17 protein-coding genes are annotated in these 19,923 nt (G+C 67.2%); 11 read left to right on the top strand and 6 right to left on the bottom strand.

All coding sequences use genetic code 11. From position 1 onward, the window contains the following. Positions 1 to 89 precede the first annotated feature (89 nt). Together AB4061_RS14875 and AB4061_RS14870 are read right to left on the bottom strand one after the other, a co-directional pair. On the bottom strand, positions 90 to 1,418 hold the full coding sequence (locus AB4061_RS14875) for a type II toxin-antitoxin system HipA family toxin (RefSeq protein ID WP_441634962.1): 1,329 nt from the start codon (positions 1,416 to 1,418) through the stop codon (positions 90 to 92). After that, positions 1,408 to 1,743, bottom strand: coding sequence for a helix-turn-helix domain-containing protein (locus AB4061_RS14870; protein WP_441634960.1), 336 nt, complete (start codon positions 1,741 to 1,743; stop codon positions 1,408 to 1,410). Before AB4061_RS14870 ends, AB4061_RS14875 begins: the two co-directional genes overlap by 11 nt. 221 nt (positions 1,744 to 1,964) lie before the next feature. On the opposite strand from AB4061_RS14870, the gene AB4061_RS14865 reads away from it, so the two are divergent. Further along, positions 1,965 to 2,750: a TatD family hydrolase gene (locus AB4061_RS14865; protein ID WP_441634958.1), complete on the top strand. Its 786-nt coding sequence runs from the start codon at positions 1,965 to 1,967 to the stop codon at positions 2,748 to 2,750. 182 nt (positions 2,751 to 2,932) lie between these two features. Next, positions 2,933 to 3,475 (top strand): spermidine N1-acetyltransferase, encoded by a 543-nt coding sequence (gene speG, locus AB4061_RS14860; RefSeq protein WP_441634956.1) that lies wholly within the window; start codon positions 2,933 to 2,935, stop codon positions 3,473 to 3,475. A 24-nt stretch (positions 3,476 to 3,499) separates the two neighbouring features. Here the strand turns inward: speG and AB4061_RS14855 are convergent, their stop codons facing one another. The 3 genes from AB4061_RS14855 to AB4061_RS14845 all read right to left on the bottom strand — a co-directional run bounded on the left by AB4061_RS14855 (position 3,500) and on the right by AB4061_RS14845 (position 7,037). Beyond that, on the bottom strand, positions 3,500 to 5,371 hold the full coding sequence (locus AB4061_RS14855; RefSeq protein WP_441634954.1) for an NAD(P)-binding protein: 1,872 nt from the start codon (positions 5,369 to 5,371) through the stop codon (positions 3,500 to 3,502). 37 nt (positions 5,372 to 5,408) lie between these two features. Further along, the gene (locus AB4061_RS14850) at positions 5,409 to 6,713 is read right to left on the bottom strand and encodes a c-type cytochrome (RefSeq protein ID WP_441634952.1); all 1,305 of its coding nucleotides are present in this window, start codon (positions 6,711 to 6,713) and stop codon (positions 5,409 to 5,411) included. A gap of 138 nt (positions 6,714 to 6,851) precedes the next feature. Continuing rightward, positions 6,852 to 7,037, bottom strand: coding sequence for a DUF2970 domain-containing protein (locus tag AB4061_RS14845; RefSeq protein WP_150990214.1), 186 nt, complete (start codon positions 7,035 to 7,037; stop codon positions 6,852 to 6,854). A gap of 187 nt (positions 7,038 to 7,224) precedes the next feature. Between AB4061_RS14845 and AB4061_RS14840 the strand changes: the two genes are divergently transcribed. Then, a complete protein-coding gene (locus AB4061_RS14840; RefSeq protein ID WP_441634950.1) occupies positions 7,225 to 8,640 on the top strand; it encodes an aminotransferase-like domain-containing protein in 1,416 nt (471 codons plus the stop codon). Positions 8,641 to 8,646: 6 nt separating this feature from the next. Here AB4061_RS14840 and AB4061_RS14835 read toward each other — a convergent pair whose 3' ends face one another. After that, on the bottom strand, positions 8,647 to 10,158 hold the full coding sequence (locus tag AB4061_RS14835) for a glycine betaine ABC transporter substrate-binding protein (protein WP_441635004.1): 1,512 nt from the start codon (positions 10,156 to 10,158) through the stop codon (positions 8,647 to 8,649). Between the two features lie 252 nt (positions 10,159 to 10,410). Here AB4061_RS14835 and AB4061_RS14830 point away from each other — a divergent pair, with 252 nt between their 5' ends. Genes AB4061_RS14830 through AB4061_RS14795 form a run of 8 tightly spaced genes read left to right on the top strand, consistent with a single transcriptional unit; the run spans position 10,411 to position 19,881 of the window. Further along, positions 10,411 to 11,460 carry a LysR family transcriptional regulator gene (locus AB4061_RS14830; protein ID WP_441634948.1) on the top strand — a complete coding sequence of 350 codons (1,050 nt, stop codon included), beginning with the start codon at positions 10,411 to 10,413 and terminating at the stop codon, positions 11,458 to 11,460. Further along, positions 11,457 to 12,962, top strand: a complete 1,506-nt coding sequence (locus tag AB4061_RS14825) for an NAD(P)-binding domain-containing protein (protein WP_441634946.1) — start codon at positions 11,457 to 11,459, stop codon at positions 12,960 to 12,962. The genes AB4061_RS14830 and AB4061_RS14825 overlap by 4 nt, the downstream gene beginning before the upstream one ends. After that, positions 12,959 to 13,945, top strand: a complete 987-nt coding sequence (locus AB4061_RS14820; protein WP_441634944.1) for an ABC transporter permease — start codon at positions 12,959 to 12,961, stop codon at positions 13,943 to 13,945. Before AB4061_RS14825 ends, AB4061_RS14820 begins: the two co-directional genes overlap by 4 nt. Then, positions 13,942 to 14,883 (top strand): ABC transporter permease, encoded by a 942-nt coding sequence (locus tag AB4061_RS14815; RefSeq protein WP_441634942.1) that lies wholly within the window; start codon positions 13,942 to 13,944, stop codon positions 14,881 to 14,883. Before AB4061_RS14820 ends, AB4061_RS14815 begins: the two co-directional genes overlap by 4 nt. After that, positions 14,880 to 15,902 (top strand): ABC transporter ATP-binding protein, encoded by a 1,023-nt coding sequence (locus AB4061_RS14810; protein WP_441634940.1) that lies wholly within the window; start codon positions 14,880 to 14,882, stop codon positions 15,900 to 15,902. The genes AB4061_RS14815 and AB4061_RS14810 overlap by 4 nt, the downstream gene beginning before the upstream one ends. After that, the gene (locus AB4061_RS14805; protein WP_441634938.1) at positions 15,899 to 16,936 is read left to right on the top strand and encodes an ABC transporter ATP-binding protein; all 1,038 of its coding nucleotides are present in this window, start codon (positions 15,899 to 15,901) and stop codon (positions 16,934 to 16,936) included. The genes AB4061_RS14810 and AB4061_RS14805 overlap by 4 nt, the downstream gene beginning before the upstream one ends. Positions 16,937 to 16,995: 59 nt before the next feature. Next, positions 16,996 to 18,570 (top strand): ABC transporter substrate-binding protein, encoded by a 1,575-nt coding sequence (locus AB4061_RS14800; protein ID WP_441634936.1) that lies wholly within the window; start codon positions 16,996 to 16,998, stop codon positions 18,568 to 18,570. Between the two features lie 12 nt (positions 18,571 to 18,582). Continuing rightward, positions 18,583 to 19,881, top strand: a complete 1,299-nt coding sequence (locus tag AB4061_RS14795; RefSeq protein WP_441634934.1) for an acyl-CoA thioesterase/bile acid-CoA:amino acid N-acyltransferase family protein — start codon at positions 18,583 to 18,585, stop codon at positions 19,879 to 19,881. Positions 19,882 to 19,923 lie beyond the last annotated feature (42 nt).

Here is a 19,923-nt window from a genome sequence, read left to right as displayed (position 1 = left end):
ATGCCACTCCATGCTAGGCAATAGCCCCATTTTTACGCACAAAACGGGCGAATTACCCGAAAAATGTGACGCAAAAATATCATAAGGCGTCATCGGGCCTTGTGGCCGAAAGCACCGTCAGGATTTACATACAGATTTGTTTTTTTCTTGCCAGCCAGGCCGCCGGGCCCGGAAAGGCCGGCTTCTTCTCTTAACGGGGCGGGCGCCGATTTCCCCGGCCGTGCATCCGGCTTGATGTCCTCCAGCCCTTGCGCCCATGCCGCCAGCATCCGCTTGGCGATTTCCCGGAACTCCGGGTACCGGCCAGCGCACTCAGCCACCATCGGCAGCACGTTGCGAACTGCCTCGGTCACCTGCGCCACGCAAGCCGCCATGTCGGTCCGGGACAGCGACAACCGGGCGCCGCCGTATTGGGTCAACCACCGCCCGGATGCCCAGGTCCGCTTGCCGGCCAGCGGCAGCCCCGGGATATCTGCCTGGTACTCGGGGTAGGCCGTCACCGTGACAATGTCGTAAACCGGTGCCAGCCGCACGTCCTCCACGGAGGTATAGACCACTGCGAAGTTTTTCAAGTGCGCGTCTGCATTGCGCAACGCATAGTTCACGAGCAACAGCGCAAACAACCGCCTCGCGCTGTCCTTGCGATGTGGAGCACTGATGTAAATCGACGACAGTTTGGCCAGGTCCTCAAGGCTGCCCTTGTACTTGTTGACGGGATCCAGCCCCTTGAGTGCGCAGAAATCTTCGACCGCCAGGCGGTCACCGTTGGCTAGCCGGTCGAAACGCCGGATGGCCAGCACCTGCCCATCCTCCGAGAGTTGTGTCTCGGGGACCTCCAGCCCCGCATGCCGCGCGACCTCCAGGCACAGGAATTCATTGACAGACAGGCCGGGCAAGTCGGCCGGGCCGGTTTTCAGGATGAACCCGTCGGTCCAGACCGTGGCTTTGTCCTCTGGCCTGGCAAGCATCTTCGGCATGACACCAGAGACACCTTCGGTAATACCGGCTTCCAGTTGCCGCAACAGGTTGTCCCGTGAGCCTGTTGCGGCAAGCAGGCTCGCCATGTCCAGGTTGGAGGCGGGGGCGTCCACCGATACGCCACGGGGCACCACCCTGACCCTGCCGATTCCGTTCGCGCCGGTCAGTGCCAGCAGGCCCTGGTCGCTCACGTCGGCATGGGCGCCAAGTTTTCGGCGCACCAGGTCCTTTTTGTAGCCCTCGGGCAGGTTCATCTGAAAAAAAGGCAGCAATCCGGCGGCCCATTTATACGACTCTGCCCGCGCTGGGAGCAGGAGTGAGACGAGGTTGTGCGCCTGTACGTCTGGCAGGTAGGTGAAGACGCTCGCGCGCGCCTCTTCGACCAGCGTGCCCACGGGCGTCGCATTCACGTAGACGTCCAGTACCTGGCTAGCGCTCATCCGGCCCCTCGGTGGCTGCTTGGGGCTTGTTGTGGGCGTGCCTGACCCGCCGGCGGAGGTCTCCCGCAGCGGCATTGCCTGTTTCGGACTCTGCCAGCACGTCGTCAAGGGTCCTTCGGTGGCCGGCAGGCCGTGCGAGCAGCTCAAGCCCGACGGCTTCAAACAGGCTCAGCAGCTTCACGGCACCCAGCTCCGGCAAGCCGCCGGTCTCGAACCGGCTGATCCGCGCACGCGGCACCCCGCTGGAATCCGCGATTTCCTGCTGGGTCTTGTTGGCAAGAAGCCTGGCGCGCTTAAAGGCTTCCCCCAGTTCGGCGAGATTCATATGCCACCTATAAAACATTAAGCCTTGAAATGCATTTAATGTAATGTATATGAAACACAAGAAAAGGTCAAGGTAACGTGCCACAAATAGAACAATAGTGAGCACATCCCTCATAATGATCTATATCCGAACCATTATGAGCATTACCTGGACACGGTACCCAAGCGGTTAGACTGCATGCCTGCGGAACCACCAGCCACCCCATACCCTTAGCCCGAGACATGCACCTGATCGACATTGGCGTGAACTTCCACTCCTCTCAGATTGCCCCGCACACCGCCGTGATCCTTGAGCGGGCCACGGCAGCGGGCGTGGTCGGGATCCTTGCTACCGGCACCTCGCTGGAATCAAGCCGAAAGGCATGCGACCTGGCCAGCCGGCATCCTCATTTTCTCTTTGCCACGGCCGGCATCCACCCGCACAGCGCCAAGGATTGGTCGCCAACGGTCCTGCAGTCCCTCCAGGCGCTTTGGGAGGACCCTGACGTGGTGGCGATCGGGGAATGCGGGCTGGACTACAACCGCAACTTCTCTACGCCAGCCGACCAGCGCCACGCCTTCGAGGCACAGCTCGAGGCGGCAGTGCGCTGGAAGAAGCCATTGTTCCTCCATTGCCGGGACGCCTTCGACGATTTCTACGCCATGGTCGCACCTGCCGTGCGCGCGGGCGCCCACGGCGTGGTGCACTGCTTCACCGGCGCAGCTGACGAGGCGGCCGCTTTCGTGGCGTTAGGCCTGGACATCGGCATCACCGGCTGGGTCACGGATATCAAGCGCGGCCAGGCACTGCGGGAGGCCGTGCAAGCCATCCCGCTCGAGCACCTGCACCTGGAGACGGACGCGCCCTATCTCGGCCCGAAAAACCACAAGAACCGGCGGCCTTACAACGAGCCCGCCAATCTTCCCTGGATCGCGCAAGCGGTCGCCGAGTTGAAGGGACTGAGCATGCGCGAAGTGGCCGATCAGTGCACCCGCAACAGCCGCCGCCTGTTTGGCATTCCGGCCTGACGCGCTCCGCCCCACACCAGCCACTTCAAGCTTTGCGCCTGAACGTGCGCGCATTACACTGGAACCCGCCCATAGCCGGGCGAGTCCAAAAGACCTTCGTCCGGCCAGTCTTGTTTCTCCAACCGATCCACGATGGCCTGGGCCGACCCATCAACCGAAAAATAATCAAGAAAGGCCCACCGATGGTGACCGAAACCGGCCAAAACCTGCTCCTGCGCCCGCTGGAGCGCAGCCATCTGCATTTCGTCCACAGCCTCAACAACGACGCCAAGATCATGCGTTACTGGTTCGAGGAGCCGTACGAGACTTTCACCGAGCTGTCGCAGCTATATGACCGCCACGTGCACGACCAGCGCGAGCGCCGCTTCATCTGCGAGAACCTGGACGGCGAGGCCGTCGGCCTGGTCGAGCTGATGGAGCTGAACCATATCCACCGGCGCGGCGAGTTCCAGATCATCGTGGCGCCAGCCAGCCAGGGACGCGGCTATGCCAGCACGGCCACGCGGCTTGCCATGGACTACGCCTTCATGGTGCTGAACCTGCATAAGCTGTTCCTGATCGTGGACGTGCAGAACGAAAAGGCGATCCACATCTACGAGAAATGCGGCTTCCAGCGTGAGGGCGAGTTGCGGGAAGAATTCTTCAGCTATGGCGCATATCACAACGCACTGCGCATGTGCGCCTTCCAGCGCGACTACCTCGTGTCGCGACCACGGCAGCGCTGAACAGGCGCTGCCGCGCTTCCCCCATCAGCCAGCCAACTCGCCTACCGCCCTCCACGCCTGATCAATGGCGGACGTCAACGACGGGCTGCCCGCGCTGTCGCTATTGGCGATCACCACGTTGCCGGCGCGGGCACGCGAGCGATCCAGCACGGCCTGCGCCGCCGCTTCTTCCTCGAACAAGCTGTTGGGCATATAGCTGTAACCGTGCGCCCAGCGGTTGACCGTGATGCCCCGGATGACGTCCTTGCCGGCAAAGCCGCCTGGCGCCAGCATGCGATCAAGCTGGCTGCGCACGCCCTTCTCCAGCTCGCTGAACGGCGTACCCAGCAAGAAGGCGCGCCCCGCGCGAAAGCGCTCGCGCGCCTGCATGCCGCTGTCCGGCACGGTGGGCACATAAAGCATATGCAGCACCACCGGATCGGCCGGACGCGCGCCGGCTGGATTCTCCAGCCACAGGTCGGTGTAGGCCATGGCCGGTGCGTGGATGCGGCTGGTCTTGAGCGCCTCGAAGGCACGCCAGTTGTCCAGCGCCACCTTGGTGTAGACCACGGGCGCCTTCACGTCGGAGCGCAAGGCTTGCTTTTGCGCGTCCGGCAGGCCGGGCATGATGAACGGGATCATCATGTTGTAGCCGGCCAGCACCACATGCGCGGCTTCGAGCCGGTGCAGGTTTCCATTCCAGCCGTAGGTCACGCGCGTGATGCGCTGGTCGGGCTCGATGGCGATGGCTGTGCTGTTCAGCCGCACCCTCACCTTTGCATCCTCGGCATCGAGCCGGTTGTAGTCAAAGCTGGCCGCGCCGATTGCATCGGGGCTGGCGATGCTTGCCACGCCTGGGATCAGGTTCTGCACCAGCAGCCGCGCCAGCGTGGCGTTGCCGTCGGCAAACCAGAGCTTTGACGCGGGCGACTTGCCAAGACGCGGATTCAGGGTGGGCGGTGGCATGTTCTTGCCCGCCGGCAGGCCGATGGCCAGCACGTCGAACACGGACACGCCGTCGGCATCGAGTGCATAGGCATCGTTGCTGCGGCTGCGAAAAAGGCGCTGGCCATCCAGCCCCAGGCCGGCCTTCTCGCGCAGGAACGCCGCGTAGCTGGTGCGCTTCAGGTAGGCCAGCCGCTCGCTCTCGCTCATGCCAGCCAGGTAATCCGTGCCGCCGTCGGCGAGCCGCGCCAGCGCGGCTCGGTCTTGCTGAGGCAACGGTGCCTTGTCGAGGAAGGCCTTGAAGGCGGCGGCATCCGCAGGCTGCGTGCCTGTCCCCTGCGCAGCTATCCCGGATATCCCGGATATCCCATTGCGGGCATCGATCAGCCCCGCAAACGGATCGCCGGCAAGCAACTGGTCCCGGCCGAAATGCTCCTGGTCGAAGAACACCGAGCGGCCCATGCCCAGCTCGCGGTAAGGGTCGCGCTCGGCGGCTTGATGGCGCTTCGCGTCCACACCGAGGCCGGCCAGCAGCGTGGCCACCGCGCGGCTGTCCAGCGCGGTCGATGGCATCTCGGCGCTGCCGCCGTACGTCACCAGCTTCTGCCCGCGCACGGTGAACTCGTTGCGCTTGGCGTGCCCGCCGAAATCGTCGTGGTTGTCCAGGATCAGGATGCGCTTGCCGGCACCAAAGCGGCGCTGGTAGAACCACGCGGCCGCCAGCCCGCTGAGCCCGCCACCCACCACCACCAGGTCGTAGACTTCGCGCGCCATGACGGCGGGATACTTGGCGCCCTCACGCGCCAGGCTGTGCGCGAGCGTATAGGTGCCCGCATGGTTGCCGCGCAGTCCGGTCAGCGCGGGCGGGTAGCCGGCACCGCGTTCGGCGGCTTGCAATAGCTGGGACGGCGCCAGCCCCGCAGCAATGGTGAGTGCGGCGCCGTTGAGGAAGTCTCTGCGCGTGATGGTCATGGCAATAGGATTCGCTTGATGTAGGTGGCGCGCGGGCTCAACGGGTTGCGGCGGCGTCGCGCTGGCGCCCGAGCGCGGCGCGGCGGGCGGCGACAGTCGCTTCCTTGACCGGGCTGGCCTGGTTGCCCCAGCCGGTGCGGATAAAGGTCAGCACATTCGCCAGTTCCTGGTTGTCTAGCGTCCAGCCATAGCCGGGCATGTGGTAATCGGTGGCCGCGGTGCCCACGCGCGCCGTCACGGCGCCATCGAGCAGCAGGTTGGCCAGCGAGGCCGGGTCGGGATCCACCACGGTCGGATTGCCCGCCAGCGGTGGGAAAACGCGGGCAAAGCCCTTGCCGTTGGCGCCATGGCAAGGCATGCAGAACTCGGCATACTGGCGCGCGCCGGTAGCGTCGAAACGGCCTTGCGCGAGCGTGTCGGCCGTATTGGCGTCATAGGCATACGGCGTTTCGTCGCTGCGCGCGCCGGGCACGGACTTGAGGTACACCGCAACGGCGTCCAGGTCCGGGCGTGTCATGAACTGCGTGGACGACGCGATCACCTCGGACATCGGCCCGAAGGAAGTCGCATGTGCATTGCGGCCGGTATGCAGGTATTCGGCAATGTCCTCGCGCGACCAGGCGCCCAGCCCGGTGCGCGGATCGCCGCGCAGGTTGGTAGAGGCCCAGCCTTCCACGCTGGCGCCGGCCAGGAAGTACCGGCTGCGCTCGTCCAGCCCCTTCTCGGCCATCAGCCTGCCGCGCGGCGTATGGCATGCGCCGCAGTGGCCCACCGCCTGGACCAGGTAAGCCCCGCGATTCCACGCGACGCTCTGACCCGCATTGGCAGGAACCGGGCCGGACTCCAGGAACAGCCAGTTCCAGACGCGCAGCAGCCAGCGCATGCCGAACGGCCAGCGCATCTCGGGCTCGGCGGTTTGTTGCCGTACGGCTTTCACTTCGGCGCGCAGATAAGCGTACAGGGCCTGCACATCGGGCTCGGCGAGCTTGGCGTAGGACGGGTAAGGCATGGCGGGATACAGCCGCTTGCCATGCCTGGCCACGCCCTCGCGCAGCGCGCGGTCGAATTCCTCGAACGAGTAAGCGCCAATGCCGCTGTCCACGTCAGGCGTGATGTTGGTCGAGTAGACGGTGCCGACGCCGGTCTTCAATGGCAAGCCGCCGGCAAACGGCGCGCCGCCGGCGCTGGTGTGGCAGGCTGCGCAATTGGCAACCTTGGCCAGGTAGCGGCCGCGCTCGATCTGCGCGGCGCCGGGGGCGTCAGCCGCCGCCGCGAAGCATGGCGCCAGCAATAGGACAACAAAGGCAACGGTAGCGGAAAACCGCCTTGTGGCAAGGCTCATGGGGGCTGATTATCGTTTTAAGCGCCGCAGTGGCATTCGGTACGGCGAACGTGCACAGCCCGCGCATGGCAGGCTGTACTTCGTGGTTGCGGGCCTGGATGGCCCCAAAGGCACGGGAGGAATTGGCGGGCTCGCAGCTCAGGCGTGCGTCACCGCCCAGTGCGCCAGCGACACGAGCAGCAGCACCAGCCCCGCCGCCAGCGCCACGCCCGTCAGGATCAGCGGCACCGGCCGCACGGCCTGCAGGTCGCGCATATGTTCCTGGCCCTTGCGCAGGCCAAAGAATCCCCACAACACCGTCAGCACCAATCTCAAGGGGTTCATTTCGCTCTTCCTTACATGCTTGCCAACCGCCGCATGACCTTGCGGCGCTTTGGCTTTTGGTAGTTACGCGGGATTATGTCGTTGGCTGGCAAGGAATAACAGAATCAGATCTGCGATAATTTTGCGTATCAGTTTGAGCGCCTGATACTGCGCTCATCGCAACGCCACGGCAACGCCCCCTGCCCCCATGAAGCGCTACGAAGAACTGGCGGAAACGCTGGCCAAAGACATTCGCAACGGCAACCTGCCGCCCGGCACCAAGATGCCCTCGATCCGCAAGACCGTGACCCAGTTCGGCGTGAGCCCCGCTACCGCGTTCCAAGCTTACTACCGGCTGGAGGAGCGCGGCCTGGTGCGGGCACGCGAGCGCTCCGGCTATTACGTGACCGGCCAGGTCGGCCGGCCGCTGCCGCAACCCGCCGTGCGGCCGTCGCACCAGGTTTCGACCGACGTTGATATTTCCAAGCTGGTCTTCTCCGTGCTGGACGCCGCGCGCGATCCGCAGCTCATCCAGCTTGGCTCGGCCTTCCCTTCGCCCGAGCTTTACCCCTGGGAGCGGCTGGGCAAATCGCTGGCCCGGGCCGGGCGCGAGCTCGATCCCTGGTATTCGGTCAACGACATGCCGGCCGGGCACCTTGCCCTGCGCCAGCAGATCGGCCTGCGCTACCTCGGCGCGGGCGCGCCGCAGCCCACCGATGAGATCATTGTGACCAACGGCGCGCTGGAAGCGCTAAATCTGTGCCTGATGGCGGTGACGCAGCCCGGCGACGTGGTAGCGATCGAGTCCCCCGGCTTCTATGCTGCGCTGCAGGCGCTGGAGCGGCTGCGCCTGCGCGCGGTGGAGATCCCGGTGGACCCGCGCGAAGGCATCGACCTGGACGCGCTGGATGCCGCGCTCCAGCGCCATCCGATCAAGGCCTGCTGGTTCATGACGCAGTTCCAGAATCCAATGGGCGCGAGCATGTCCGAGGCCAGGAAACAGGCGCTGGTCGCCTTGCTGGCGCGCCACCGCGTACCGCTGATCGAGGATGACGTCTACGGCGAGCTGTATTTCGGCAATCGCTGCCCCCTGCCCGCCAAGGCCTTCGACCAGGAAGGCCTGGTCATGCACTGCAGCTCGTTTTCCAAGACGCTCGCGCCGGGCTTCCGGGTGGGCTGGGTGGCCCCCGGGCAGTATGGCGAGGCGATCAAGCGGCTGCGGCTGATGACCACGCTGTCGGCAGGCGTGCCCACGCAGGTGGCGCTGGCCGAGTACCTGCAGAACGGCGGCTACGACAAGCACCTGCGGCGCTTGCGCCATCTGCTGGAGATGCAGCAGGGTCAGCTGATCGCGGCCATCGGCCGGCATTTCCCGGAGAACGTGCGGGTCTCGCAGCCCGCCGGCGGCTACTTCCTGTGGGTGGAGTTTGCGGCCGGATTCGATGCGCTGGCGCTGCATCGCGCGGCGCTGGAACATGGCATCGGCATTGCGCCGGGCCCGATCTTTTCAGCGCGCCAAGGCTATCGCAACTGCATCCGGCTGAACTATGGCCACCTGTGGAGCGACGCCGTGGAAGCCGCCGTGGCCAAGCTGGGCGAGCTGGCGAAGGCCCAATTGCAATAAGGCCCGTCAGGTTACCGTCCCGCCCCGGGCATGCCTGCCCAGATACCACTCCCCCAGCTCGAACCCAGCCTGTACCAGCAGCGCAAGCACCGCGGCGGGGATGGCGCCCGCCATCAGCAGCACATGGTCGTTCAGCGCCAGCCCGGTGGCGATGCGCTCGCCATAGCCGCCGGCACCGACGAAGGCGGCAATCGTGGCGGTGCCCACGCTGATGATGGCGGCGGTCTTGATGCCAGCCAGCAGCACGGGCATCGACAGCGGCAGCTCCACATAGCGCAGCACCTGGCCGGGCGTAAAACCCAGGGCACGCGCCGCTTCGCGCATGCCGGCTGGCACCTGCTGAAGGCCGGTCAGCGTGTTGCGCACGATGGGCAGCAGCGCATAGAGGAACAGCGCCACCATTGCCGGCCACACGCCGATGCGCCCCAGCAGCGGGATCAGCATCGCCAGCAAGGCCAGCGACGGCACGGTCTGCAGCACGCTCACCGTGGCCATCAGCAACTGCCCCAGCCGCTGCCGGCGTGCGGCGACGATGCCCAGCGGCACGCCCAGCAAGGTGGCCGCGCCAACCGCGCCCAGCACCAGGGCCAGATGGCGGCTGGTCAGCCGCAAGGTATCGCGCCCGAACAAGGTGCCGGCGAGGCCCGCCCGCGCGCCTGCCGCTGCATCCTCCGCGCCGGCATTGCCATGCGCCAGGAAGGCCCGCGCCACGGTCGCAAAGGATTGCCCATCCAGTTCCGCCGCCGCATTCATGGCGATCATGTCCGCCGCGCTCACCTTTCCGGCCAGCCCCGTCAACGCCTGCCAGGCGGCCGGGAAGCGCTGCGGCAGGTCCAGGCGGTACAGCACCACGGCGTCATAGCGGGGGAAGTAATGGCGGTCGTCCGTCAGCACGCGCAGGCCGTATCTGCGGATCTTCGCGTCGGTGGAATAGATATCGATGGCATCGACCTGCCCGTTGGCCAGGGCTTCGTAGGCCACGCCGTGGTCCAGCCCCAGGGGCCGCTGGGGCAAGCCGTAACGCCGCGCCAGCCCGGGCCAGCCGTCTGCCCGGCCCAGGAATTCATGCGACAGCCCGAGGCGCAGTTGCGGCTGCGCGGCCAGGTCGCCCAGCGACGCCAGCCCGAGCCGCTGGGCCTTGCGCTCCTCCACGGCAAGCGCATAGGTGTTCTCGAAGCCAAGCGGAATCCCCGCCGCCAGGCCCAGCGGCGCCAGCGCCTGGTTGATCTGCGCCAGGGTAGCGCCGACGGGCAGCTTGAGGATTTCACTGGAAACGGTGCCGGTGTAGTCGGGGTAGAGGTCGATGCTGCCGGCCTTGAGCGCCTCGAACACGATTGCCGTATTGCCAAGGCCGGGCGTGTGCTGCGCACTGGCTTGGGCCGCGGCGGTCTGGGTGAGCACCTCCCCGAGGATGTAGGACTCGGTAAAGCGCTTGGAGCCGACCCGCAGGGTATCGGCGCAGGCCGTGCCGGCTGGGGCCAGCAGCGACAAACAGGCCAATGCCCAGCACAGGAGCATGGCCGGCCAAGGCTCGGCACGGCGGGGGATTCCGGGTTGCAAGGTCAAATGAAGCGCTCTCCTGAGCATGGTGCGTGGCTCGCGGACGGCTGGGCCGGTTCATCACATGATACGTGCATGGCCGCGACGGCGAGGCCGGCGCGCACCCACTTTGTGCCGCATGAGCACATACGAAAATAGTATTTGCAATCCGAATGCTAGCGGGGCGAGAATCCACAAAACACATACATAGCATCAGCAACTCGGGCCCCCATGGAAATCCGGCAACTGGAAGCCTTCGCGGCAGTCATGACCAGCGGCAGCGTGACCGCCGCCGGGCGCCTGCTGGGGCGCTCCCAGCCGGCCATCACGCGCCTGATCCAGGAGCTGGAAAGCGAGATCGGCTTTGCCCTGTTCGCCCGCAGCGGGCCGCGCGTCAGCCCGACCGAGCGCGGCTTCCTGCTGTACGAGGACGTGGAGCACGCGCTGGTTGGCCTGCAGCAGATCCGCGCCCGCGCCGCCGAAATCGCCCGCGAGGAAAACCGCTCGCTGCAGATCGCGGCCACGCCGGCCCTGGCGGCCGGGTTATTGCCCCTGGCCCTGGCCGGCCACCAGCCGGACCATGCGATGGCCGGGGCGGCCGGGGCGGCCGGAGCGGTAAGCGGGGCAGCCCACGCCAGCCACATCCATATCAATAGCGCCTCCCCCGAAAAAGTCGTGCATTCGGTGCTGACCGGCGCGGCCGAGATCGGCCTGACCAGCCTGCCGCTGGAGCATCGCGGCGTCACCGTGCACTGGATCGGGCAGGCTGCCTGCGTGGCCGCGGTGCGTGCCGACGATCCCCTGGCGGCGCTGGCTACGATTCCGCTGTCCGCTTGCAGCGGCCGGCGCATCGTCACCATGCAGAACCCCTACCGGCTGCGCCGCCGCCTGGACGAGGCGTTTGCCCGCGCCGGGGTGGAGCCGGCCGCGCTGATCGACACCCACTCCTCGCTCAATGCGCTCACCGCCGTGCGCGCCGGGCTGGGCATTGCCGTGCTGGAGCCAGTGACCGCGCGCGGCGTGCCGCTGGCCGATATCGTGGTGCGTCCGATCGATGCCGACATTCCCTTTTACTTTGGCGTGATCACCCCGCAGGCCAGGCCGGCCAGCGCGGCGGTGTTGGCGCTGATCGACACGCTGGCCGATGCGGCCCGAGCGCTGCTGCCGGATTTCACCCAGCGCGGCCCGGAACAGCACGGTGCGCTGCTGCAAGCGCTGTATGGCGACGCCACCGAGCCGGCCGCCGGCACGCCCTACGACACGGAACACACCGACCTATGAACTCGCCCGCTGACACCTTCCCGGCCACCGCCGCCAACGCCGCCAACACCGCCGGCCTTGCCGCCCTGGAAGCGCGCCTGCGCCAGGACCTGTCCTGGCTGGAACTCCCGGCCAAAAGCTGGACCGTGGCGCGCACGCATGACGGCGAGCCGGTGCTGGACGTTGCGGTGATCGGCGGCGGCATGGCCGGCATGGCCGCGGCGGCTACGCTCAAGCACCTGGGCATCAACGCGCGCATCTTCGACCGTTCGCCGGAAGGCTTCGAAGGCCCGTGGGCCACCACCGCGCGCATGGAAACGCTGCGCTCGCCCAAGCAACTCACCGGCCCCGCGCTCGGCTTGCCCGCCCTGACCTTCCGCGCCTGGTTCGAGGCCCAGTTCGGCACGGTGGCCTGGGAGGCGCTGGACAAGATCCCGCGCCTGCAATGGATGGATTACCTGCGCTGGTACCGCCGGGTGCTGGACCTGGACGTGCGCAACCAACATGGGGTCGAGCGCGTGGTGCCCCGCCCCGATGGCCTGGTGGCGCTTGAAATCCGCGCGCCCGCCGGCGCGCTGAGCGTGCTGGCGCGCCGCGTGGTGCTGGCCACCGGCCGCGACGGCCTGGGCGGCGCGCATGTGCCGCCCTTCGCGCAGGACCTGCCGCGCTCGCGCTGGGCGCACTCGAGCGATGTGTTCGACTACAGCACCTTGCGTGGCAAGCGCGTGGGCGTGATCGGCGCCGGCGCGTCGGCCATGGACAGTGCCGCCACCGCGCTGGAAGCGGGCGCGGCCAGCGTGGACCTGCTGATCCGGCGCGGCGACATCCCGCGCGTCAACAAGGGCAAGGGCGCGGGCAACCCCGGCCTCACGCATGGCCACCCGAGCCTGCCGGATGACTGGAAATGGCGCATCCGCCATTACATCAACGCGCAGCAGGTGCCACCACCGCGCGGCAGCACGCTGCGCGTCTCCCGGCACGAGAACGCTCGCTTCAACTTGGCCTGCCCCATCGAGCGCATCGAGCAAGCCGGCGGCGCGCTGCTGGTGCATACGCCCAAGGGCGCGTTCGAGCTGGATTTCCTGATCTTCTCCACGGGCTTTCGCATCGCGCTGGAGACGCGCGAGGAGTTCAGCGCCTTCGCCCGCCATATCCGCTACTGGCGCGACCGCTACACGCCGGCCCCGGGGCAGGAAGACCAGGAACTGTCGGACTCGCCGGATCTCGGCCCGGCCTTCGAATTCCTGGAGAAGACGACGCACGCATGCCCCGGCCTGTCGCGCATCCACTGCTTCTGCTATCCGGCGGCGCTGACGCACGGCACCGTATCGGGCGACATCCCCGCCATCAGCGACGGCGCCAGGCGCCTCGGCCAAGGCATCGCCGCGCTGCTCTACCAGGAGGACGTGGCGCTGCACTACGCCAATATGGAAGCCTTCGGCGAGCCCGAGGTGTTCGGCGATGAGTGGGTCCCCGCCGGGCCACCTCCGGCGCTGCCCAGCGACGCGGCGAACGCATCATGAGCCGCTGGCCGATCCGATGGCTGGCCAAGCGGCTGGCGCAAGCGCTGCTGGTCGTGCTGGCGATGACGGTGATCGTGTTCGCCGGCCTGCACGCGATCGGCAACCCGGTCGATATCCTGATCGGCCAGGACGTGGACCAGGTCGAGCGCGCGCGCATCATCGCCAGGCTAGGGCTGGACCAGCCGCTCTGGCGCCAGTATCTCGCCTTCCTGCAAGGCGCCCTGCACGGCAACCTGGGCAACAGCTTTGTCTATAACGTGCCCGCCATCCAGCTGATCCTGCAGCGGCTGCCCGCCACGCTGGAGCTCGCCGTGGCGGCGCTGCTGCTGGCGGTGCTGGTGGGCGTGCCCTGCGGCCTCTTTGCCGGGCTGTATCCGGAGCATCCGGTCTCGCGCCTGCTGATGACCGGCAGCATTGTCGGCTTCTCGCTGCCGACCTTCTGGGTCGGGCTGATGATGATCATGGCCTTCAGCGTGAGGCTGGGCTGGCTGCCATCGGGCGGGCGCGGCGCCACTGCCGAGTGGCTGGGCGTGCCGTGGTCGTGGCTCACCACCGACGGCCTGCGCCACCTGATCCTGCCGGCCATCAACCTGTCGCTGTTCAAGGTGTCGCTGGTGCTGCGGCTGACCCGCGCCGGCGTGCGCGAGGTGCTGCCGCAGGACTGGGTCAAGTTCGCGCGCGCCAAGGGCTTGTCGCCGATCCGCGTGGTGCTGGGCCATGTGCTGCGCAACACGATGATTCCGCTGGTCACCGTGCTGGGGCTGGAGTTCGGCTCGACCATCGCGTTTGCGGTGGTGACCGAGAGCATCTTCGCCTGGCCCGGCGCCGGCAAGCTGATCCTCGACAGCATCAATGCGCTCGACCGCCCGGTGATCGTTTCCTACCTGATTGTGGTGGTGTGCCTGTTTGTCACGCTGAACCTGATCGTGGACATTCTCTACAAGCTGCTCGACCCGCGCGTGCGGCTGGAGGCCGCCACATGAGCGCCATCGACAACCCCGCCAAAGCCGCCACAGCCGCTCCGGCGGCGCCCCAGGCGCTGCGCCGCGAATCGCCGTGGCGCCGGATGGCGGCGGATTTCTTTGCCTCGCGCACGGCTGTGTTCGGCCTGGTGCTGCTGGGGACCCTGGTGCTGGCCGCGGTCTTTGCCCCGCTGGTCACCCCGCAGAATCCGTATGACCTGCTCCAGCTCGACGTCATGGACGCGCGCCTCGCGCCCGGCACGGCGAGCGGCACCGGCACCTACAGCTACTGGCTCGGCACCGACGGCCAGGGGCGCGACATCTTCTCGGGCATCCTCTACGGCCTGCGCATCAGCCTGAGCGTGGGCGTGGGCTCGGCGCTGATCGCCGGCGTCATCGGCACCCTGCTTGGCCTGCTGGCCGCCTATGCCGGTGGCCGGGTGGACAGCGTGATCATGCGCACCGTGGACCTGCTGCTGTCGTTCCCGTCGATCCTGGTCGCGATGATGATCCTGGCCTTCCTCGGCAAGGGCGTGACCAATGTGGTGCTCACGCTCGTGATCCTGGAGTGGGCCTACTACGCCCGCGCCGCGCGCGGCCAGGCACTGGTGGAAAGCCGGCGCGAGTACGTGGAAGCCGCTCGCGGCCAGGGCATTTCCAACTGGCGCATCGTGGTGGGCCATATCCTGCCGAACTGCCTGCCGCCGCTGATCGTGATTGCCTCGCTCCAGGTGGCGCGTGCCATCACGCTGGAGGCCACGCTGTCGTTCCTTGGCCTGGGCGTGCCGGTGACCGAGCCTTCGCTGGGCCTGCTGATCGCCAACGGCTACCAGTTCATGCTGTCCGACGAGTATTGGATCAGCTTCTTCCCCGGCATCGCGCTGCTGGTCACGGTGGTGGCCATCAACCTGGTGGGCGACCGCCTGCGCGACGTGCTCAACCCGAGGTTGCAGAAATGACGGCGCCGGACATCAACAACGCCGTGCCGACGCTGGAGGTCCGCCACCTGCGCACGCACTTCGAAACCCGCGCCGGCGTGCTGCCGGCAGTCGACGACGTCTCCTTCACCGTGCCGCGCGGCCGCATTCTCGGGCTGGTGGGCGAATCCGGCTCCGGCAAATCGGTCACGGGGTTTTCCATCATGGGCCTGGTGGACCCGCCGGGACGCATTGTCGGCGGCGAAATCCTGTTCCAGGGACGCGAGCTGACCAGCATGCGGCCTGCGGAGCTGCGCCAGTTGCAGGGCAACCGCATCGCGATGATCTTCCAGGATCCGATGATGACGCTCAACCCCGTAATGCGGGTGGACGCCCAGATGATCGAGGCGGTGCGTGCGCATAGCCCGGCGAGCCACAAACAGGCGCGCGAACTGGCGCGCGAACTGGCGCGCGACACGCTAGGCATGATGGGCATCCCCAGCCCGGAGGAGCGCCTGCGCGCCTATCCGCACCAGCTCTCCGGCGGCATGCGCCAGCGCGTGGCGATTGCCATCGCCATGCTGCACCGGCCCGACCTGATCATTGCCGACGAGCCCACCACCGCGCTGGACGTCACCATCCAGGCGCAGATCCTGTCCGAGGTGCAGAAGCTGGCGCGCCAGCACGGCACCGCGCTGATCTGGATCACGCACGACCTGTCCGTGGTGGCCGGGCTGGCCGATGAAGTCGCCGTGATGTACGCCGGCCGCATCGTCGAGCAAGGGCCGGTCGATGCCGTGCTGGACCATCCACTGCACCCCTACACCGCCGGCTTGATCGGCAGCTTGCCCAGCCTGAACAAGCGCGGCCAGCGGCTGCGCCAGATCCCTGGCATGACGCCCAACCTGCTGACGATGCCGCCCGGCTGCGCCTTCGCGGCGCGCTGCCCGCGCGTCTCCGAGGCCTGCGTGCTGGCGCCCGCCATCACCTCGCCGCAGGCCATGCGCCAGGTGCGCTGCTTCCATCCGGGCCAACCGGCCATTGCCGCGGAGTTCGCATGAAGCCGACTGAACACGCTGCCGGCGGGCAGCCGCAATTACCCGCCCTGATCGATGCCCGCCATCTCGCCAAGCGCTTTGGCGAGCAGCATCCCGGGCGCATTGGCCTCGCGCTGCAGCGCATGGGCTGGTCGGTACCCGCGCCGGTCACGCATGCCGTGGATGGCGTGGACCTGCAGATCCGCCGTGGCGAAGTGGTCGGCCTGGTCGGCGAATCCGGCTGCGGCAAGTCCACGCTTGGCCGCATGGTGGCCGGCCTGCTGCCACCTTCAGCGGGGGAAATCCGCGTGGACGGCCAGAGCATCGAAAGCCTGGACGCCAGCGCCCGCCGCGCACTGCGGCTAAAGATCCAGATGGTGTTCCAGGATCCGTACGCCAGCCTCAACCCGCGCCTGCGCGTGGACCGCATTGTCGGAGAAGGCGCGCGCCTGCACGGCCTGGTGGATGCGGCCGGCTTCGACGACTACGTCGGCGCCCAACTGGAGCGCGCCGGGCTGGACCCGGCCCTGCGCCAGCGCTACCCGCATCAGTTCAGCGGCGGGCAGCGCCAGCGCATCGGCATTGCACGCGCGCTGGCCGTGCAGCCGGAACTGCTGGTGTGCGACGAAGCGGTGGCCGCGCTGGACGTGTCGATCCAGGCGCAGGTGCTCAACCTGTTCATGGACCTGCGCGAGCAGCTTGGCCTGACCTATCTCTTTATCAGCCACGACCTTGGCGTGGTCGAGCATGTATCGGACCGCGTGGTCATCATGTACCTGGGCCGCGTGGTGGAGAGCGCGCCGACGGAAGAGATCTTCCGGCAGCCCAACCACCCATACACACAGGCGCTGCTGGCGGAAATCCCGCGCCTGGACGCGCGCCACAAGACCTTCACCGCCATCAAAGGCGAGATCCCCAGCCCGCTGGCGCCGCCACCGGGCTGCCACTTCCATCCGCGCTGCCCGCATGCCATGGCGCGCTGCCGGACCGAAGTGCCGCGCCTGCGCGGCATCGCCGTGAACCATCTCAGCGCCTGCCACCTGAACGAGGCGGGCTGACTGTTGGCTAGTGCGCGCCACGCCTCTCAACCCTTCTCACGCCCCGAGGAAACCTGCCCATGAAACGCCTGCTGTCCCTCTCGATCAGCGCCGCCGTTGCCACCATGCTCTGCGCCGGCGCGGCCTCCGCGCAGTCCCTGTCGATCGCTTTTGCCGATCCGCTTTCGTCGCTGGACCCGCAGCTCAACAACCATGCCGGCGACCGCTCCGTCGACCTGCATTTCTGGGACCTGCTGATCGAAAACAAGGACAACAAGCTGCAACCGGGGCTGGCCCTGTCGTGGAAAGCGCTGGACGACAAGACCTGGGAGTTCAAGCTGCGCCGCGACGTGAAGTGGCAGGACGGCAAGCCCTTCGGCGCGGAGGACGTGATCTTCTCCTACCAGCGCGCGCGCAATGTGCCGGGCAGCGTGGCGTCGTACGCGGGCTACCTGCGCACCATCGAGTCGATGCATGCCAAGGATCCGTACACCCTGGTCATCAAGACCAATATCCCGAATCCGGATCTGCCCCTGAACCTGGCCTCGATCCATATCGTCAGCAAGCACGTCGGCGAGAAGTCCAGCACCGAGGACTACAACAGCGGCCGCGCCGTGGTCGGCACCGGTCCGTACAAGTTCATCTCCTACACGCCGGGCGATCGCGTGATGATGGCGCGCAATGATGGCTATTGGGGCGGCAAGCCGGCCTGGCAGCAGGTCAGCTACCGCTACATCAACAACGGCCCGGCGCGCACCGCCGCGCTGTTGTCCGGCGACGTCGATGTGATCGACAAAGTCTCCGTGTCGGACCTGGCCAAGCTCAAGCAATCGCCCAACATCAGCGTGTTTCCCTATGCCGGCCTGCGCGTGATGCTGCTGCAGCCGAGCTTCAAGCCCGGCCCCAATCCCTACATCACTGACAATGCCGGCAAGCCGCTGGACAAGAACCCGCTGCTGGACGTACGTGTGCGCCGCGCCCTGTCGCTCGCCATCAACCGGCAGGCGGTGGTGGGCCGCATCCTGCAGAACACGGCCAGCGTGGCCAACCAGTGGATGCCGAAAAACACCTTCGGCTACAACCCGGAGGTCAAGGACATCCCCTTCGATCCGGAACAGGCCAAGAAACTGCTGGCCGAGGCCGGGTTCAAGGATGGCTTCAAGCTGACCATCCACGCGCCCAACGACCGCTACCCGCAAGGCCCGGAGACCGCGCAGGCGGTTGCCCAGTTCTGGACCCGCGTCGGCGTCAAGACCCAGGTGGAAGTGGTGCCCTGGTCGGTCTACTCTGGCCGCGCCAACAAGAACGAATACGCGGTCAGCATGCTGGCCTGGGGCAACGGCACCGGCGAGGCCAGCTATGCGCTGGTCAATGTGCTGGCCACCGTGGATGCCAAGAAAGGCCTGGGCGCCTCCAACTGGGGCCACTACAGCAACCCGGCCGTGGACAAGGCCCTGGACGAATCCACCGCCGAGTTCGATGTGCCCAAGCGCGAGGCCATCCTGCGCCGTTCGGTCAAGCTGGTGTCGGACGACGTGGGCATGCTGCCGCTCTACCACTACCAGAACATCTGGGCCGCCAGGAAGGGCCTGAAGGTGGCGCCGATGACCAGCGACCGCACCGCGGCGATGATGGTCACGCGCGACGGCAAGTAAGGCGGGGCGAACATGGCACAGCTTCACATCACCCCGGCCGACGACCTGATCGACGTCGCGCGGCGGATTTCCGTGTCGGGACTGCGTCCCGGCGAAACCATTGCCATCGCCACGCGCACGCTGCGTGGGCGGGAGCTTGCCTGGGCCAGCGAAGCCACGTTCGCGGCGGACGCCGCCGGCACCGTGGACCTGGAGCGCGACGCGCCGCTTTCGGGCAGCTACACGGGCGTGAGCCCCATGGGCCTGCTGTGGTCCCAGAGTCCGGTCGATAGCGACAGCCGCGAGCAGTTCCATGCAGACGCCAACCGGCCGCTCGTGACCGAGGTCACGATGCGGGCCGATGGCGCGCAAGCACGCGGCGAACTGGTGCAGCGCCTGGCGGCTGCCGGCGTGACCCGCCGGGACGTGCGCGAGGACGGCCTGGTCGGCACGCTTTACCTGCCCGCGGGCCCCGGGCCGCATCCGGCGGTGATGGTGCTCAACGGCTCGGGCGGCGGCATCAACGAGCCGCGCGCCGCGCTCTATGCCTCGCGCGGGTACGCTGCGCTGGCATTGGCGTACTTCAAGGCGCCGGGGCTATCGGACTACATCTCCAACACGCCGCTGGAGTACTTCGAGCGCGGCCTGCACTGGATCCGCGAACACGTCCGGCCTGCGCACGATTTCATCGCGTTGTCGGGCCAGTCGCGTGGCGGCGAGCTTGTGCTGCTGCTGGGCGCAACCTTCCCCGAGCTGGTCTCGGCTGTGATCGGCTACGTGCCTGGCGCGGTGGTGCACAGCGCGCAAAACGCCGCCGATCCCGCCAGCGGCCGTGAAGGCCCCGCCTGGCTGCACCACGGCAAGCCGCTGCCGCACGTGTGGGAGAACAACCGCACGGCAAGCTGGGCCCCGTTTGATGAAGGCCCGGCGCCACACCGGCATGAACGCGCCATCCTGACCGCGCTGCAAGACCCCGAAGCGGTGGCGCGCGCCCGCATCCGCGTGGAAGCGATCCGCGGGCCGGTGATGCTGCTGTCGGGGACCGACGACGGTTCCTGGCCTTCCAGCCTGTATGCGCGCATGGTGGCGGCCAAGCTGGCCGAAGTGGGGCATGCGCACGACGTCAAACATCTTGATTTCGAGCAAGCCGGCCACGCCATCCTCTTCCCGTATGTGCCGACCACGCAAATGGTCTATGCGCATCCGGTATCCAGGCGCATCAGCACCACCGGCGGCACGCCAGCGGCGAATGCCGTGGCGGACGAGCAATCGTGGATCGGCGTGCGGGATTTCCTGGCGCGCGCCGTGGCGCGCCACGCTGGCCAAGCCTGAGTTGCCGAACAACAAAATCACTGAGTCAAGACCGAGAACCCC

Source organism: Cupriavidus sp. YAF13 (assembly GCF_052113425.1).
GTDB lineage: Bacteria > Pseudomonadota > Gammaproteobacteria > Burkholderiales > Burkholderiaceae > Cupriavidus.
The sequence above is the reverse complement of the archived record's forward strand: the minus strand, read 5'-3'. Positions and strand labels throughout refer to the sequence as shown.